We start from the raw sequence: 16,174 nt of genomic DNA on the forward strand, positions 1-16,174 counted from the left end.
CGTTATTTTTCTGCGGCGCCGTACCACACGCGAAAACCATTCCACGTCCAGTTTTTCACCGTCGGGCTGACCCCTGCGGTGTTATACATCTGGAACATGATCGCCATCGGGCCTTTCTCCATCACCGCACGCTGCAAATCGGCGTACATGGCGCTGCGCCTGGCGTCATCCGGTTCCAGCAGCGCCGTGTTTACCGCGTCGTTCATTGCCTTGTCAAAATAAGCGGCGCGCCAGCTTGGGTACTGCGTCGCTCGCGCTTCTTTACGGTTGTCCGGGTTGTAGACCAGCCGCGAGGCGTTGCCATAGGCATCCGGCACCGAGGTTTGCCAGGCCATCATCGCGCTCTGAAATTCACGACCGCGTGCGCGACTGAACAGCTGCGCATTCGCCATCCGCTCCAGCGAGAGCTTCACACCCACTTTGGCGGCATTTTGCTGAATGCTTTGCGCAATCGGCGCGGAGTGCGGCAGGGTGCCGAAAATCACCGAGGCGGAGAAGCCGTTGGGATAGCCTGCTTCGCTCAGTAGCTGTCTGGCTTTCGCCAGATCGAGTTTGAACGGCTGCCCCTCTTTTTCGTCCAGCGCGCCAAAGGCGCCCTGCTGCGCGAAGCTGGCGCGAGGGACGCCGAGGTAAGGCATTACGCTTTTCGCCAGCCCGTCGTAATCAATCAGATAGCGCATCGCCAGACGCACTTTCTCATTTTTGAAGATCGGATCTTCATTGTTGAAGGTCCAGAAAAAGAGCTGCGGCTTCAGAACTTTATCAACCCTGACCTTGCCGCCTTCGTCCAGCGTTTTGAGATCGTCCGCCGAGAGATCGCGGGCGATATCCACGTCGCCTTTGGTTAACAGCAGACGCTGGGTGCCGGTTTCCGCCACGTGACGGATCAGCACGCGCTTCAGTTTCGGCGCCGTGCCCCAGTAGTTCGGCGCGGCCTGGAGCACCACGCCTTCGCCTGCGTTCCAGCGCATCAGCTGGTACGGCCCGACGCAGGCGGTGTGGGTGGAAAGGTATTTATGGCCCATATCGTCGCCAACCGCCTCTTTCTCCAGCAGCTTGCGGTTCAGCAGCGTGGCGACGTTGTTGGCGGCAATCGCCTGAAGCAGCAGGTTAGTGGGATAGGCTTTGTCAAAGGCCATTACCAGCGTGGCGTCGTCCGGCGCGGTAATCATCCGATCGACGTTTTCCTTGCTGAAGCCATACTCGGTGAGCGTGGCGCCGTTGCCGTAGCCCAGTTTGACCACGCGCTGTAGCGACCAGGCAAAGTCTCTGGCGGTAGCCGGTGAACCATCGGCAAATTTGAGGTTGGGTTGCAGATGAAAGGTAAGGGTTTTACGATCGTCGGATACCTCCCAGCTTTTCGCCAGTTCCGGCACCACTTTCTTCTCATCTTTCACGTCAAACGACGCCAGCGTGTCGCAGGTGTTCATAATAATTTCATTGGTGACCACCTCACCAATCTGTGCCGGGTCCCAGGTGCTGATCGCATCGATATTCCACGCCATGACCAGCGAGTCGGGCGGCGTGGCCGCGTGTGAGATGCCGCTGTAACAACCTGCGGCCAGCACGGCGGCGCTCAGTGCATTGCGTTTTAGCATAAACGTTAACTCCCAAAGGTTGAGCGGTTTACAGCGTGTCCGGGCGTGGCTGAATCGGCGGTTTCACCTCCGCAGGGATCGGGCAGCGGTAAGGCGTTTCGCTGGTCTGCTCGAAATGGGCTTTTTTCACCTGCGCCAGCAGCATTTTGTCGGTGAGAACGTCCACGGCGGTGGCAGCCATGATTTTTGCCACATGCGTCAGCCCTTTGTGCGCGGCGGGCATTTTTCCCTGCGCGGTGAGCTGCCACGAGTGGCCGGGCGTGCCCAGCGCCATGGTCGGCACGTGCGCCTGGACGGTAGGAATGACCCAGCTCACGTCGCCAACGTCGGTGGAGCCAATCATTGGTTCGCCGTGGGTATCAAGAGGAATAATAAAGTCGCTGAGCGGTTTGGGATTGTTGGGCTTCACGCCTGCTCTACGGTAGTCGCTGGCGATCTCTTCCGCGCTGAGCGTCGCCTGAATCTCGGCGGCAAAGGCCAGGTCGGCTTCGTCAAAGGGAACGGTGCCCAGCGCCTCAAAGTTGCGCTGCATCGCCTCTTCCAGCGGACGGTTGCCGAGCAGGTTGGAGACGGCGCTCATGATGCTGATCTCCACTTTCGTATCGGTCATCAGCGCGGCGCCTTCCGCCACGCGTTTCACCCGCTCGTTTAATTCGAACATGCCGTGCACGTCACGCGAGCGAATGGCGTAGCGCACCGCGGCTTTTGCCTGCACCACGTTGGGCGCAATGCCGCCAGAGTCCAGCATCGCATAGTGGATGCGGGAGTCTTGCGGCACATGTTCACGCAGAAACTGCACGCCGACGTTCATCAGTTCGACGGCGTCCAGCGCGCTGCGGCCCAGGTGCGGCGACGCGGCGGCGTGCGACGAACGGCCGGTGAAAAAGAAATCCATCCGGGTATTGGCCAGCGACAGCGCCTTGGTGACCTCATGATGACCGCTGGGGTGCCAGCTTATCGCCACGTCCACGCCGTCAAAGGCGCCGGCGCGGGCCATAAAGGATTTCGCCGCGCCGCCCTCTTCGGCAGGGCAGCCGTAATAGCGAACCCGGCCCGGCAGCCCGCTTTCTGCCAGCCACTCTTTCAGCGCCGTTGCCGCCAGCATCGCGGCGGAACCCAACAGGTTGTGGCCGCAGCCGTGGCCGTTACCGTTGCCCGGCAGGGGCGACGGATGCGCTACGCCGGAAGCCTGGCTCAGGCCCGGCAACGCGTCGTACTCGCCGAGGATGGCGATAATCGGCCCGCCTTCGCCCGCCTCGCCCATCACTGCGGTGGGGATCTCCGCCACGTTTTCGGTAACGCGAAACCCCTGCTGCTTCAGCATGGCGGTGTGCTCGGCCACCGAACGATATTCGGTGTAGCAAATCTCCGGCATACCCCAAACCCGGTCGCTCAGTTCACAGAACTCGGTGCGGTGCGCATCCACTAACTTCCAGACTAACGCTTTGTTTTGCATGGTTGTCCCCAGAAGGCATGTTGGGTAAGAAACGAAGGCCGCGCAGGCCCGGTGCGTTTTCAGCATGCAAGAGAAGCGCAGTTAATTACCAATGAGCAATTTGCCTGCCCCATTCCAAAATTGCATAGTTTCCGTTTTCAGGCGGCCGACGGGGTTTTCTCGCCGTCGACGGCGCACTGCCAGAACGCCTCTGCCGCCTCTGCGCGCAGCACCGGCTGGCGATAGAGCCGGATATCCAGCGGCATATCCCACCGGCTGTCGCCCGCTCTGACCAGCGCGCCGCTCTCCAGCTCCGCCTTCAGCAGGCTCTCCGGCAGCCAGGCGACGCCACCGCCGGAGAGCGCCATGGCCTTCAGGTTGATCGACATGCCGTTTTCATAAATGGCCACCAGCGGCAGCGAGGCAATCTGCGGCGAGCGTGCCAGCGCATGGGCGAAAAAAGAGTGCTGCCCGTAGCTGAGGAACGGCACCGGCGCCTGGCTGACGCCCACCGGGTAGAGCGGCCTGCCGTCGCTGTCCGGGCGGCACACGGCGATGGCCCGCTCCCGACCCAGCCGCAGCATCGGGTAGTGATTAAGCTGCTGAATAAGCCCGACGGCGTCATGCGCGTAGGTCAGCAAAAAATCCGTTTCGTCCGAATGAAGTTGAGAGATGTGCTCAACAAAGGTGGGTTTCTGATCGCACAGCCGGATGTAGCCAAGCTGCTGCTGCTGTTTGAGCTGCTCGATCCAGTTCGGAAAGAAGGTTAACGACAGCGTATTCAGCATGGCGAAGCGCAGTACCGAGGTGCGCGACTGGTAGCGCTGGTGCAGATCGCTGCGCAGGTGGCCGAGTGAAAAAACCGTTTCGCTGGCGGTGTTCAAAAAAGCCTGGCCTTCAGGCGTCAGGGTGACGGGATAGGTTTTTCGGTCAAAAAGGGGGACGCCCAGCCACTCTTCAAGCTGCCTGATGCGGCGGCTGAGGGCAGACTGGGTAATATGTCGATCGTCGGCGGCGCGGGTAAAACTGTAACAGCGCGCCACGCTCAGGAAATCTTCAAACCATTTCAGCTCCATCGTTAAACCTCGTTGTGGACGAAAAGGAAACCGACTCAGGAAATACGCAAAAAACGCGCCATAGTGAGAAGAGGGGCCGGAATCGCTTTTATTCAGGCTGCCGCCTGCGATAATGCGATTTTGTCGCGGCGTATATGCACCATTGAGGTGCGCCCGTGGTCAGGGGAGAGCAGGATGGAATATGAATTTTTACGCGACGTCACCGGTGCGGTGAAGGTGCGCATGACGATGGGCCACGAAGCGTTAGGCCACTGGTTTAATGAAGAAGTGGATGGCGACGCATCGGTACTCGACGCGGTCGAGGCAGCGGTGAAAGAGATAAAAGGCAGCGAGCGGCAGTGGCAGCGCGTGGGCCGCGAATATACGCTGTGGATGGATGAGGAAGAGGTGATCGTGCGCGCCAATCTGCTCAGTTTTGAAGGCGATGAGCTGGAAGAGGGTATGAACTACTACGACGAAGAGAGTCTGTGTTTCTGCGGCGTGGAGGATTTTCTGGCGGTAGTGGCCGCCTGGCGGGCCTTCATGCAGGGGCGCTGAGCGCCCCGGTTATTTACAGGACGTGCAGCACTTGCCGAAAAAAGTTACGCACAATCTCGAAGGTCGACCAGATGCCAATCAGCGAAATCACCCCGAGCAGCGCCTGCTCCCACAAACGGTTGGCCTGGCCTTCCATCATAAACCGTTTGCGGCTGGTCATGATGAATAACCCAATCAGCAGCGGCGGCAGCACCAGCGAGGTGGCGACGCTGGTGCCCAGAATATTCAGCACCACCAGATCGGGCGCGCTCGGCAGGGTGACCATGATGGGCAGAATGATATAGACGCCGATCTGCACGCGTCTGAACCAGGGGTTATCATCCGGCGTGGCGTAACGCTCGTTGAGCCGGCCGCCGTGGTGCACACAGCTGAAAATCAGCGAGCAGAAACCGCGCGATTGCGACGGAAAGCTGGTAAAGCTGGCGAGAAAAATACAGATCCACAACAGATAAGGGCCAACCGGGCCGACCACGCTGAGCATCATTGCAGAGAGATCGCTCTCACCGGCGATGGTATTACCGGAACCGTGTACCACCTCTGCCGCCACGCTCCAGAACAGCACGTTGATCACCAGCATCGGCAGCATGCCAAACAGCAGATCCAACTGCTGAAGCCGGCGGTATTTCGGGCCAACCCAGCCCTTATCGCGCATAAAACCCGGATAGAGCAGGTTGCTGGTGGAACCGCCGATCGCGCCAATGGTGGATACGGCAATAAATACCGCAAAGAACGGCCCGGCGTTCTCCGGCAGGCCAAAGGTCAGGCCGCGCATAAAGCCGCTGAAATCAAAGTGGCCGACCTTGTACATGGCATACAGAAAAGAACCCACCATGATCACCGACGCCACGCGAGCCAGCGTTTCAAGGTGGCGATACTGATTGCGGGTGAGCATCATCAATAACGTCATGCCGACGATCGCCACGCTCCACAGGAACACGCCCCAGGTTTCTCCGCCCGCTTTGCCGAAAAGCTGATAGAGGCCGACGGCTCCCGCGCGCAGAAAACTCATCTGTACCACAAAGGCGACGATGGCGATCAGGATACCGAAAAACAGCGGAAAACCGCGCCAGACGCGCTTGTAGCCCTGAATAATATCGTTATCGCCAAAGCGGTTCATCAGCGTGTATTTGGCGATATAGGAGATCATAAAACCGCGTGCCAGCAGCGCAATGACCAGCGTCCAGAGCAGGTCATAGCCGTAGTTCGCCCCCGCCACAGTCGACGCGACCAGATCGCCGGTGCCGAGAAAGGTCATGGCCAGCACCAGGCCAGGGCCAAAGCTGCGCACGTAGCCTTTTACGGTGGTGGGAAGGCGGTGGTCGGCATTGGAGAGGGGTGCTTCCTGTTGCGATGTACTACTCATGATGAAGCCTCACGGTAGGGTCGATTGGCATGGCATTGTGCTCTTTTGCCGCTCGCTGTAGGGTCGGGCGGGGCACGCTGTTACGGCGTGCCCCGCGGCAGGTGTTATTGTTCAGACATTCAATTACGTGCGTTAACGTTAAACGCGTCCTGGCGAAGGCGCGCCCGCGTGGGCCGGTTCGTCCTCCTCTATAGGCTCGACTTTACCCATCAGGAACAGATAGTTGATGATGCCGACGACGACCAGCACGGCCGAAAAGACCAGCGCCCAGGTGAAGGAGCCTGTTGCGGCGACGATGGCGCCGGTCACAATCGGGCCCACTGCGCCGCCCAAATTCGACACGGTGTTTTGCAGCCCGGCGACTATCGACACGCTGTTTTTCGGCGCGACGTCGCCCGGCAGCGCCCATACCTGCGAGGCGGCCACGGTGGTGCCGGATTTCGCCACGCAGAGCAGGAAAACGGTCATGAATACTGAGTCGGTAAAGGGCGCAAAACCGATACAGAGCGCCATCAGCAGGCCGATAGTCAGGAACAGCTTGCGGGTGGCGGTCAGCGACAGCACTTTTTTATGCACCATGCGATCCGACGCCCAACCGGCGGCGACTTCAATAATCATCCCGCACAGCAGCGGCAGCGCGGCGATCATGCCCATCTTAATGAAATCCATGCCTTTCTCTTTCACCAGGTAGGTTGGCAGCCAGGTGATAAAGAAATAGGAGGTATAGTTGATGGTGAAGAAACCAATACACATCGCCCAGATATTGCGATAGCGCAGCAGCTTGTACCATTTCATCGGTCTGACGTTTTTGTCGCCGTGCTTGCGCAACTGGCCGTCGCGGATCAGGCTCACTTCGCTGCGGCTGATGTGTTTATGATCTTCCGGGTTCTCTGCATAGATAAAGTACCAGGCGATCACCCACAGCAGACCCACTGCGCCGATGATCAGAAAGGTCAGACGCCAGTCAACCATGTAGATCATCCAGACGATCAGCGGCATTGCCACCGCGCCGCCAAATTTCGAGGCGCTGTCAAACAGGCCGGAAACCGTGGCGCGCTCTTTGTCCGGGAACCAGCGCGCGGTAATGCCTGCGTTACTGGGGTAAGCCGCCGCTTCACCGACGCCCAGCGCCAGCCGCAGCGCGAGCAGTGATTTAAAGCCGGTTGCCAGTCCCATCATCGAGGTGGCGATCGACCACCAGGCGACCGCCAGCCCCAGCCCTTTTTTCTGACCGAAGCGGTCAGCAAACCAGCCTGCCGGGATTTGCAGCAGCGAGTAAGACCAGAAAAACGCCGCCATAATAAAGCCCATCATTTCCGGATCAAGGCTCAGTTCGTCAATCAGGTGCGGCGCCGCCGCGGAGAGCACGGTGCGGTCGATATAGTTGATCGCGATAGCCAGCCACATCAGGCCCGCTATCCACCAACGGATACGTGTATTTCCAGCAGTCGTATTCATAGTTTTTGCCCGGTACAAAGGTTGTTATGGGCCGGATCGGCGTCCGGCTTTTTCATGGCAGGGCCTTACAGCGTGTTCATCACGTTGACGGGCCGCTGCTGTTCTTTCACGCACTGAATAATTTGCTGCACGCAGCGCTCGCCGATCGCGCCGATCGCCCCGTCGGTATAGCCCGCGATATGTGAGGTAGGAATAAAGTTATCCAGCGAGAACAGCGGATGCGTCTCCAGCGGCTCGCTGTCGAAGACGTCGGCTGCCGCGCCGGCAATCACCTTGTCGGAGAGCGCGCTAAAGAGATCGGCTTCATTGACCACGCCGCCGCGCGAGACGTTAATTAAAAACGCTGATTTCTTCATTTCGCCGATGCGTTTGCTGTCGAACAGGTTGCGCGTTTCCGGCGTCAGCGGCGTGTGCAGGGTGATAAAATCGCTCTGCGCGGTCAGCGCATCCAGCGAGACAAACTCAACGTTATGCTCAGCGGCGAATGTCTCGTCGGGGTAAAAATCAAATGCCAGCACGCGCATGTTGAAGCCGCTGGCACGCAGGGCAACCTGCTTGCCGATATTGCCCAGCCCGATAATGCCCAGCGTTTTGCCACAGACATCGGTGGCAAAAATGCGCGGCCACGCCCCCGCGCGCGTCGCTATGGCCGCCTGCGTGACCTGACGCGCGGCGTTGAGGATCAGCGCGAAGGCAAAGTCGGCCACCGCGTGTTTATTGGCATCCGGCACGTTGGTGACATAAATGCCGCGCGCTTTGGTCGCATCCAGATCGATATTGTCGACGCCCACGCCGTGTTTGCAGACGATTTTGAGCTGCGGCGCGCGATCCAGCAGCGCATCGTTGACCTCAGTGAACGCCACGATCATCGCCACGGTATCCGCCAGGTGTGGTTCCAGCGCGCTCAGCGGCGCGTCGGCGGGCAGCACGACCAGCTCAAAACCCTGCTGTTGCAGCGTGGTAGCGGGCTGGTCGTCATATTTTGCAAAAGAGGGTGATGTACAAATCACTTTCATTTTGATTGTCCCGGTGTAAGGCGGGCAGCGCCCGCACAAATTTATTGCGTGTACTGGTTGACGATCTGGCGAATACGCTGCGCTTCATCGGCGCTGAAGCGCACCGCATAGCGGCTTTCGCCAACGTCATGACCCATCAGCGCCACGGCTTTTTTCACCGCCGCCGGAGAGAACGCCACGCTGTAGAGATCGGTGCGCAGTCCGGTAACGTTCTCCTGCGCCTTACGCGAGCCGTCGATATCGCCTGCGTTAAAGCGTTCCCAGATAGCGTTGATCTCTTTCGGCGCGACGTTAGCCAGGCCAGAAATACAGGCGGAGCAGCCGTCAACGAAGCCCTGATGGATCAGCGAATCCGGCCCGTTCAGCACGTCGAAATTGTCGATGCCGTTGGCGACCTGCAAAAAGCCGCTCAGGCTCTCGTAGCTGCCCGCGCTGTCCTTGATGCCGATAATATTCGGATGCGCCGCCAGCGTGCGTACCGTTTCCGGCTGGAGCGTGTTGCCGGTGCGCACCGGGATGTTGTACAGGAAGATCGGCACCTCAAGCGCATCGGCCACTTCTTCATAATGTGCGATCAGCTCTTCCTGCTTCAGCGGCACGAACCACGGCGTGATCACCGACACGGCGTCAACGCCCAGTGCGGCAATTTTTTTGCCGAGGCGAAGGGTTTCACGCGTGGAAATTTCGCCGATGTGCGCCACTACCGGCGCTTTCCCGCCAACCTCCTCTATGCAGGTTCTGGCGACGGCCAGCTTCTCGTCGGCGTTCAGCACAAAAAATTCGCCGTTGGTGCCGCCACAGAAAATGCCGTTGCCTGCGGCGAGCTGGCGCTGGATTTGCACGCGCATCGCCGGTTCGTTGTAGTCGCCGTCAGCGGTAAAAGGCGTGACGATGGCGGTTAATACGCCGGTAATTTTTTTACTCATAATGTCCTCGTAAGCGGTGAGTGAGGTCGGGCCGGAAACAGCGTCAGATAGACGTCGCGGACGTCATCGGCATTCACGGGGGCGGGCACGTTTTTCATCAGGCGCTGCACGTCCAGCGCGGCTTCCACCAGGAAGGGAAGGTGATCGGCGTTAATACCCAGTTCGTCAAGGCTGGCGGGCAGCTTCAGGCGTTTCACCAGCGCGGAGAAATAGTCCACCAGTGCGACGGATTTCTCCTCTTCGCTCAGTGTCGTATTGGCGTCGGGCAGCAGATCGTACGCCTGTGCAAATTTGCTCACCGCCGCCGGACGTACGAAGCGCATGCAGGGCGCCAGCAGGATCGCATTGGCGACGCCGTGCGGAATATGGTATTTGCCGCCGAGCGGGTAGGACATGGCATGCACCAGATGCGTCCCGGCGTGAGCAATCGCGGCACCGCCATAGTAAGAGGCCCACAGCATATCCAGCCGTGCGGCGAGGTTGTCCGGCTCGGCAATCGTTTTTTCCAGGCTGGCAAACAGCTTTTTCATGCCGATCAGCGCATAGTTGTCGCTCACCGGATTCGACACGGTGGCGGTAAAGCACTCGATCAGATGGCAAAGCGCGTCGATGCCGGTAGAAGAGGCGATGTGCGCGGGCATGCTGGTGGTCAGTTCTGGTGCCAGGATCACACGATCGGGCAGCATCACCGGCGAAATAATACCGACTTTCGTTTCACGTTCCGGGATCGCCAGAATCGCGTTCGGCGTCGCTTCGGAACCGGTGCCGGCAGTAGTGGGGATCAGCAGCGACGCGGTACGCGTTTGCGGTTTTTCCCCCTCCAGCAGCGCCTCCAGCGTCGGCGCGCCTTTCACGCAAAGCACTGACAACAGCTTCGCCACATCCAGCACGCTGCCGCCGCCCACGCCGATCACCAGATCCACATCCGTGGCATCCAGCGCAGCCACAATCTCCGCCACGTCGTGCCGGGCGGGCTCCGGCGGCACCGAGTCGATTTTGCTGATCTTCGGCACTTTTGCTTGCAGTTGCTCAGTCAGCGCCTGTACCGCAGGAATACCGGAGATGTTTTTATCGGTCACCAGCAGGACATGCCGGTGGCCCTTAAGCAGATAGCCGATGTCGTTAAGCGTCTGATAGCCGCTGATAACGGTGCTGTTTATATTCATTTGCCTTACCTTGTTTCTTTCCATTCGCCTTCGCTATGGAATGATTGCATTTCATCATTTGCTCGCTTGCAGTCGCGAGCGGTGCCTAATTTTATAGGATAAATTGATTTCAGTTAATTTGATCTTGCTCACATATAATCAATCATGATTGAATATAATCATTCAGGTGGGCATTACCCGCCTTATCAGATTCAGGAGTAAACATGACGCAGCGGCAGTGGAAAACGCCCGTACTGGTCATTGCGGATGACTTTACCGGCGCGAACGACGCCGGAGCGGGGTTTGCGCAGGCAGGCGCCCGGGTCAACGTGCTGTTCGATATTACGACGCGTGATCAATCCGCAGCGGCGGACGTATGGGCGATTAGCACCGACAGCCGCGCCGTTGACGCCGCAGAAGCGGCAAGACGCACGCACGCTGTACTTGATAACTGGCGCGAGGTGGCGCGCAGCGGCTGGGTATTTAAAAAGATCGACTCCACGCTACGCGGCAATCCCGGCGCGGAAACGCAGGCAGCGTTACTGGCCAGCGGGGCGAAAGCCGCGTTGATCGTGCCTGCGGTGCCGCGTCTGGGCCGCATCACGCGGGAAGGACAGTGCTATATCCACGGCGTGCTGCTTACCGAAACAGAATTTGCCAGCGATCCGAAAACGCCGGTGACGCAGGCCAGCGTGGCGGCGCGGTTTCGGGCGCAGAGCGAATTCTCCGTCGGGCAAATCGGGCTGGCAACGGTACGCCAGCCCGGTCTGGCGGACGCGCTGGAACGCGCCATAGAAGCAGGCGAGCGGCTGATCGTGCTGGATGCGGAAAGCGACAACGATCTGCATTGCATTATGCGGGCCGCCGCGCAGCTCCCCCATCGGCCGCTGCTGGTCGGCGCCGCCGGACTGAGCGATGCGCTCAGCACGCACCTGGCTGCCGCGCCCGCCGCGCCCGCGCTGGCGGTGGTCGGCTCAATGAGCACGATCGCCGCCAGGCAGATAGCCCGTGCGCAGCACGGGAACACGGCGGTGGTGGATGTTGATATCGCGCAGTTATTCACCACGCCCGCCTGGCCCGATGCCACCGCGTGGCAAACGGCAGCGATCGGCGCGCTACGCGAAGGGTGCCACTGCATTATTCGCACCTGCCAGCAGGCCGGACAGCGGCTGGAAATTGACGCGTTGTGCGCGCGGCATGGCGTGACGCGCCAGCAGCTTGGCGAGCGCATCTGCGATTTTCTGGCGGTGCTGACGCGCGACATCCTGCGCGATGTCCGGCCTGCGGGCCTTTATTTGTCCGGCGGTGACGTGGCGATAGCGGTATCCCGCGGAATGGGCGCGACGGGCTTTCAGATTCAGGGGCAGGTGGCGGGCTGTGTTCCGTATGGCCGCCTGCTCAACACAAAAAATAACCTGCTGGTGCTGACTAAGGCCGGAGGCTTTGGTGATGAAAGCACCCTAACAGACGTATTCCGTTTTATTGAGGAGAAGGCGAGTGAATAACGTAATAGCGGTAACCATGGGCGATCCGGCGGGTATTGGCCCGGAAATTATCATCAAATCACTTGCTGAGGGCGAACTTTCGGGCGCGCCCGTGGTGGTGGTGGGATGTGCGGCCACGCTGCGTCGGGTGCTGAGCAAAGGCATTACGCCGCAGGCTGAACTGCGCGTGCTGAACAGCGTGGCCGGGGCGCAGTTTGCGCCGGGCATCATTAACGTGATTGATGAGCCGCTGGCCGATCCTGACGCGTTAAAGCCGGGCGTGGTACAGGCCGAAGCGGGCGATCTTGCCTGGCGCTGCGTAAAGCGCGCTACCGAACTGGCGATGGCGGGCGAGGTACAGGCCATCGCCACCGCGCCGCTGAATAAAGAGGCGCTGCACTCCGCCGGGCATCTCTATCCGGGCCATACCGAGCTGCTGGCAACGCTGACCCACAGCAAAGACTATGCCATGGTGCTCTATACCGATCGCCTGAAGGTGATCCACGTCACCACGCACATCGCATTGCGTAAGTTTCTCGACACGCTGAGCCGGGAACGGGTGGAAACGGTGGTGCGCATGGCGGACACCTTCCTGAGGCGCGTCGGGTTTGACAATCCGCGCATCGCCGTGGCAGGCGTCAATCCGCACGCGGGCGAGAACGGCCTGTTCGGTGACGAAGAGATTACCACCGTCGGCCCGTCCGTTGAGGCGATGAAGGCGGAGGGCTATAACGTCTACGGCCCGTGCCCGCCGGATACCGTTTTTCTTCAGTGCTATGAAGGTCAGTACGACATCGTGGTGGCGATGTATCACGACCAGGGACACATTCCGCTTAAGCTTCTGGGCTTTTACGACGGGGTGAATATCACCGCCGGCCTGCCGTTTATTCGCACCTCCGCTGACCACGGCACCGCATTTGATATTGCCTGGACAGGAAAAGCGAAGTCTGAGAGCATGGCGATCTCCATCAAGCTGGCAATGCAACTCGCATAAGAAGATATGAAGGGACAAAGTCGCCTCGATCAGATTATGGACTATCTGAAAAGCCATAATCTGGTGACCGTCGATCAGCTGGTGGCAGCGATCTCCGCATCGCCCGCCACCATCCGGCGGGATTTAATCAAACTCGATCGCGAAGGCGTGGTCAGCCGCACCCATGGCGGCGTGACCCTCAATCGTTTTATTCCTGCGCAGCCCACCACGGTAGAGAAAATGCAGCGCAATCTGGCAGAAAAGCAGGCTATCGCGCGCGCGGCGGCCGAGCGGGTGAAGTCTGGCGATTCGGTGGTGCTTGATGCGGGCACCACCATGCTGGAGCTGGCTCGCCAGCTGACGCATCTGCCGCTGCGGGTGATCACCTCGGATTTGCATATTGCGCTGTTTCTGTCGGAGTTTAAGCAGATTGAAGTGACGATCATCGGCGGGCGTATCGACGACTCCAGCCAGTCCTGCATCGGCGAGCACGGCCGCCGCCTGTTGCGCAGTATCAATCCTGACGTGGCCTTTGTGAGCTGTAACTCCTGGAGCCTTGAGAAGGGCGTAACCACGCCAACGGAAGAGAAAGCCGGACTGAAAGAGGATCTGCTGGCGAACGCGCGTCGCCGCGTTTTACTGGCGGACAGCAGCAAATATGGTTCGTGGTCGCTGTTCTGCGTGACGCCGCTGCACGCGCTGACCGATATCATTACCGACGCGCGGTTGGGCGAGGAAGAGCGGCGTGAACTGAGCGGGCAAGGATTCAACCTGACGCTGACGCAGCCCTGAAAGCAAAACGGACGGCTCGTCGGCCGCCCGTTTTTCGTTCTCTTTTTACAGCGTTTTCAGTCCGACGGACGGAATATTGCGCCCGTAATAGATCTCCCGCATCTCTTTCCACAGCAGGTCGGTAATACGCTTGTGCTCCTGTGGGCTGAGGTCTTCCGGTTTGGTGTTGAAGAGATAGTGCTTGAGATCGAACTCTCTCAGCAGCATCTTGGTGTGGAAGATGTTCTCCTGATAAACGTTTACGTCCATCATGTCGTACATCGACTTCATATCGTCCGACATAAAATTCTGAATTGAATTGATCTGATGATCGATATAGTGCTTCACGCCCTTGATGTCGCGGGTAAAACCGCGCACGCGATAGTCGATGGTGACGATATCGGATTCCAGTTGGTGGATCAGGTAGTTCAGCGCCTTCAGTGGCGAAATAACGCCACAGGTTGACACTTCGATATCCGCGCGGAAGGTGCACAGATCGCCCTGCGGATGGCTTTCCGGATAGGTGTGCACGCAGATATGGCTCTTATCCAGGTGCGCAACCACCGAACTGGGCAGCGGGCCCGGATGTTCAGAGTTATCGATATCTTTTGGATCGATGGGCTCTTCGCTGACCAGAATGGTGACGCTGGCGCCCTGTGGCTCATAGTCCTGGCGCGCGATATTCAGCACGTTTGCACCGATGATCGAGCAGGTTTCGCTCAGGATCTCAGTGAGGCGGTTAGCATTATACTGCTCATCAATGTACGCAATGTATCCGTCACGCTCAGCATCTGTGTTGGCGTAGCAGATATCGTAGATACAAAAACTCAGGCTTTTGGTCAGGTTGTTGAAGCCATGTAGTTTCAGCTTTTGCAATTTCGTTCACCCCCTTAAAATGCCCGGTCAGTTGGCCAGCGCATTCAACAGATATTGCGGCAGAGCAAAGCTGCCGTTATGGATTGCCGGATTGTAATACCGGCAGGTCAGGTTCGCGGCGGTAAAGCGCGCCTGCAACGTCGCGATATCAGTCTGGCGCAGCGCCGGATTATCGCTCGCCCAGGCAAAGGTCATGATGCCGCCGTAGTAGGTCGGGATCGCCGCCTGATAAAAGCTGACGTCGCTGAAATAGTGGCCCAGTTTGCGATGGCTGCCGATCGCCTCATCCTGCTGAAGGAAACAGACGCCGTTCTGCGCAACAAAAATACCGTTCTCATTCAGACAGCGGCGGCAGCCTTCATAAAATTCGGAGGTGAACAGGCTTTCACCTGGCCCGACCGGATCGGTGCAGTCAGAAATAATCACGTCAAATTTTTCGTCACAATGGCTGACAAAATTCACGCCGTCGTCAATCACCAGCGTAAAGCGCGGATCGTCGTAGGCGCCTGCGCTGTGGTTGGGCAGGTATTGCTTACAGAACGTCACCACGCCTGCGTCAATTTCTACCATGGTTATCTGTTCGACGTTTTTGTGTCGGCTGACTTCGCGCAGCATCGCGCCATCGCCGCCACCGATGATCAGGACGCGCTTTGCGTCTCCATGCGCCAGCAAGGGCACGTGCGTCATCATTTCATGATAGATGAATTCATCGCGTTCGGTGGTTTGTACCACGCCGTCAAGCGCCATGACGCGACCAAACGCCGCATTTTCGAAAATAACCAGATCCTGGTGGCCGGTTTTTTCACGGTACAGGATATTGTCGACAGAAAAATATTGTCCGAACCCGGCATGAAGCGTTTCATACCACATCTCTTTATCGGCCATGGTAGGGGCTCTCCTTCCTGATAACAGCCACGAAAAATGGGCGCGACATAATAGCTAACTCTGACCGTGGTTGCACGGTCAAATTATCAGCAAAGAGGGGAAAGCAGGGGATTATTTGACGTAGGCGAGCAGGCTGAGAGAGTCGCGGGCCAGAGACTTGCATTTTTTGTCGTTCGACACGGCGATGCCGCTCAGATCGCGATAGCTCTCTTCGCCCAGCGATTTCATATTAAAGCTGGCGTAGTTGCTCAGATCCCAACGATTTTGTTCTGCAAAAAAGACCAGCGCCTTGCGAATCTGGTTATCCGGCAGGTTCTGGTAGCCGCAGTCATTTTTTAAATAGACAAAAACGGCGGTTAAATCCGCCAGGTCTTCCGCTTCCGACTCGCTCAGGGCAAAGCTCGCAGACGAGAAGCCAAAGAGGCTCAATAACAACAGAGCCTTGATGCATTTCTTCATAACTGTTCTCAAGGGATGGCAATAACCAAACGTTAACACAGTTATCGGCAGGCTTCAGGCAATTTTCATCCGCTGCGCGATTTCTTTATCGCGCCCGCCAGGCCAGCCAGGGAAACTTGACCTTATCGGGTGAGAACGGGTTATCCTGCCCGCAGACAAATGCACAGGACAG

At 58.5% G+C, this 16,174-nt stretch carries 15 protein-coding genes; 4 read left to right on the forward strand and 11 right to left on the reverse strand.

Translation table 11 applies throughout. The annotated features are described in order from the left end of the window. Positions 1 to 2 precede the first annotated feature (2 nt). From FA91_RS02805 to FA91_RS02815, 3 genes are all read right to left on the reverse strand, one after another. A complete protein-coding gene (locus FA91_RS02805) occupies positions 3 to 1,598 on the reverse strand; it encodes an ABC transporter substrate-binding protein (RefSeq protein WP_051936970.1) in 1,596 nt (531 codons plus the stop codon). A 28-nt stretch (positions 1,599 to 1,626) separates the two neighbouring features. Further along, positions 1,627 to 3,054, reverse strand: a complete 1,428-nt coding sequence (locus FA91_RS02810; RefSeq protein ID WP_034912334.1) for a M20 family metallopeptidase — start codon at positions 3,052 to 3,054, stop codon at positions 1,627 to 1,629. Between the two features lie 137 nt (positions 3,055 to 3,191). Next, positions 3,192 to 4,109: a LysR family transcriptional regulator gene (locus FA91_RS02815; RefSeq protein WP_034912335.1), complete on the reverse strand. Its 918-nt coding sequence runs from the start codon at positions 4,107 to 4,109 to the stop codon at positions 3,192 to 3,194. A gap of 174 nt (positions 4,110 to 4,283) precedes the next feature. Between FA91_RS02815 and yacL the strand changes: the two genes are divergently transcribed. Next, complete coding sequence (gene yacL, locus FA91_RS02820) at positions 4,284 to 4,646, forward strand: protein YacL (RefSeq protein ID WP_034912337.1); 363 nt, start codon at positions 4,284 to 4,286, stop codon at positions 4,644 to 4,646. Between the two features lie 13 nt (positions 4,647 to 4,659). Here yacL and FA91_RS02825 read toward each other — a convergent pair whose 3' ends face one another. The 5 genes from FA91_RS02825 to FA91_RS02845 all read right to left on the reverse strand — a co-directional run bounded on the left by FA91_RS02825 (position 4,660) and on the right by FA91_RS02845 (position 10,575). Further along, a complete protein-coding gene (locus FA91_RS02825) occupies positions 4,660 to 6,009 on the reverse strand; it encodes an Nramp family divalent metal transporter (RefSeq protein WP_082212565.1) in 1,350 nt (449 codons plus the stop codon). A 138-nt stretch (positions 6,010 to 6,147) separates the two neighbouring features. Next, positions 6,148 to 7,467 (reverse strand): MFS transporter, encoded by a 1,320-nt coding sequence (locus FA91_RS02830; protein ID WP_034912341.1) that lies wholly within the window; start codon positions 7,465 to 7,467, stop codon positions 6,148 to 6,150. 65 nt (positions 7,468 to 7,532) lie between these two features. Beyond that, positions 7,533 to 8,483, reverse strand: coding sequence for a phosphoglycerate dehydrogenase (locus FA91_RS02835; RefSeq protein ID WP_034912344.1), 951 nt, complete (start codon positions 8,481 to 8,483; stop codon positions 7,533 to 7,535). A gap of 41 nt (positions 8,484 to 8,524) precedes the next feature. Next, positions 8,525 to 9,409, reverse strand: a complete 885-nt coding sequence (locus FA91_RS02840; protein ID WP_034912346.1) for a dihydrodipicolinate synthase family protein — start codon at positions 9,407 to 9,409, stop codon at positions 8,525 to 8,527. Next, positions 9,406 to 10,575: an iron-containing alcohol dehydrogenase gene (locus FA91_RS02845; protein ID WP_034912349.1), complete on the reverse strand. Its 1,170-nt coding sequence runs from the start codon at positions 10,573 to 10,575 to the stop codon at positions 9,406 to 9,408. The genes FA91_RS02840 and FA91_RS02845 overlap by 4 nt, the downstream gene beginning before the upstream one ends. Positions 10,576 to 10,778: 203 nt before the next feature. Between FA91_RS02845 and FA91_RS02850 the strand changes: the two genes are divergently transcribed. Genes FA91_RS02850 through FA91_RS02860 form a run of 3 tightly spaced genes read left to right on the forward strand, consistent with a single transcriptional unit; the run spans position 10,779 to position 13,803 of the window. Then, entirely contained in the window at positions 10,779 to 12,059 is a 1,281-nt protein-coding gene (locus FA91_RS02850; RefSeq protein WP_034912350.1) for a four-carbon acid sugar kinase family protein, read from the forward strand. Then, entirely contained in the window at positions 12,052 to 13,032 is a 981-nt protein-coding gene (locus tag FA91_RS02855) for a D-threonate 4-phosphate dehydrogenase (protein ID WP_034912353.1), read from the forward strand. The genes FA91_RS02850 and FA91_RS02855 overlap by 8 nt, the downstream gene beginning before the upstream one ends. A 6-nt stretch (positions 13,033 to 13,038) precedes the next feature. After that, positions 13,039 to 13,803 carry a DeoR/GlpR family DNA-binding transcription regulator gene (locus tag FA91_RS02860; protein WP_034912355.1) on the forward strand — a complete coding sequence of 255 codons (765 nt, stop codon included), beginning with the start codon at positions 13,039 to 13,041 and terminating at the stop codon, positions 13,801 to 13,803. 45 nt (positions 13,804 to 13,848) lie between these two features. On the opposite strand, the gene speD is transcribed toward FA91_RS02860, so the two are convergent. The 3 genes from speD to FA91_RS02875 all read right to left on the reverse strand — a co-directional run bounded on the left by speD (position 13,849) and on the right by FA91_RS02875 (position 16,002). Continuing rightward, positions 13,849 to 14,658 (reverse strand): adenosylmethionine decarboxylase, encoded by an 810-nt coding sequence (speD, locus tag FA91_RS02865; RefSeq protein ID WP_034912357.1) that lies wholly within the window; start codon positions 14,656 to 14,658, stop codon positions 13,849 to 13,851. A gap of 27 nt (positions 14,659 to 14,685) precedes the next feature. Continuing rightward, positions 14,686 to 15,543: a polyamine aminopropyltransferase gene (speE, locus tag FA91_RS02870; RefSeq protein ID WP_034912360.1), complete on the reverse strand. Its 858-nt coding sequence runs from the start codon at positions 15,541 to 15,543 to the stop codon at positions 14,686 to 14,688. A 111-nt stretch (positions 15,544 to 15,654) separates the two neighbouring features. Then, the gene (locus FA91_RS02875; RefSeq protein WP_034912363.1) at positions 15,655 to 16,002 is read right to left on the reverse strand and encodes a YacC family pilotin-like protein; all 348 of its coding nucleotides are present in this window, start codon (positions 16,000 to 16,002) and stop codon (positions 15,655 to 15,657) included. Positions 16,003 to 16,174 lie beyond the last annotated feature (172 nt).

Source organism: Erwinia sp. 9145 (genome assembly GCF_000745075.1).
In the GTDB taxonomy this organism is placed as follows: Bacteria; Pseudomonadota; Gammaproteobacteria; order Enterobacterales; family Enterobacteriaceae; genus Erwinia; species Erwinia oleae.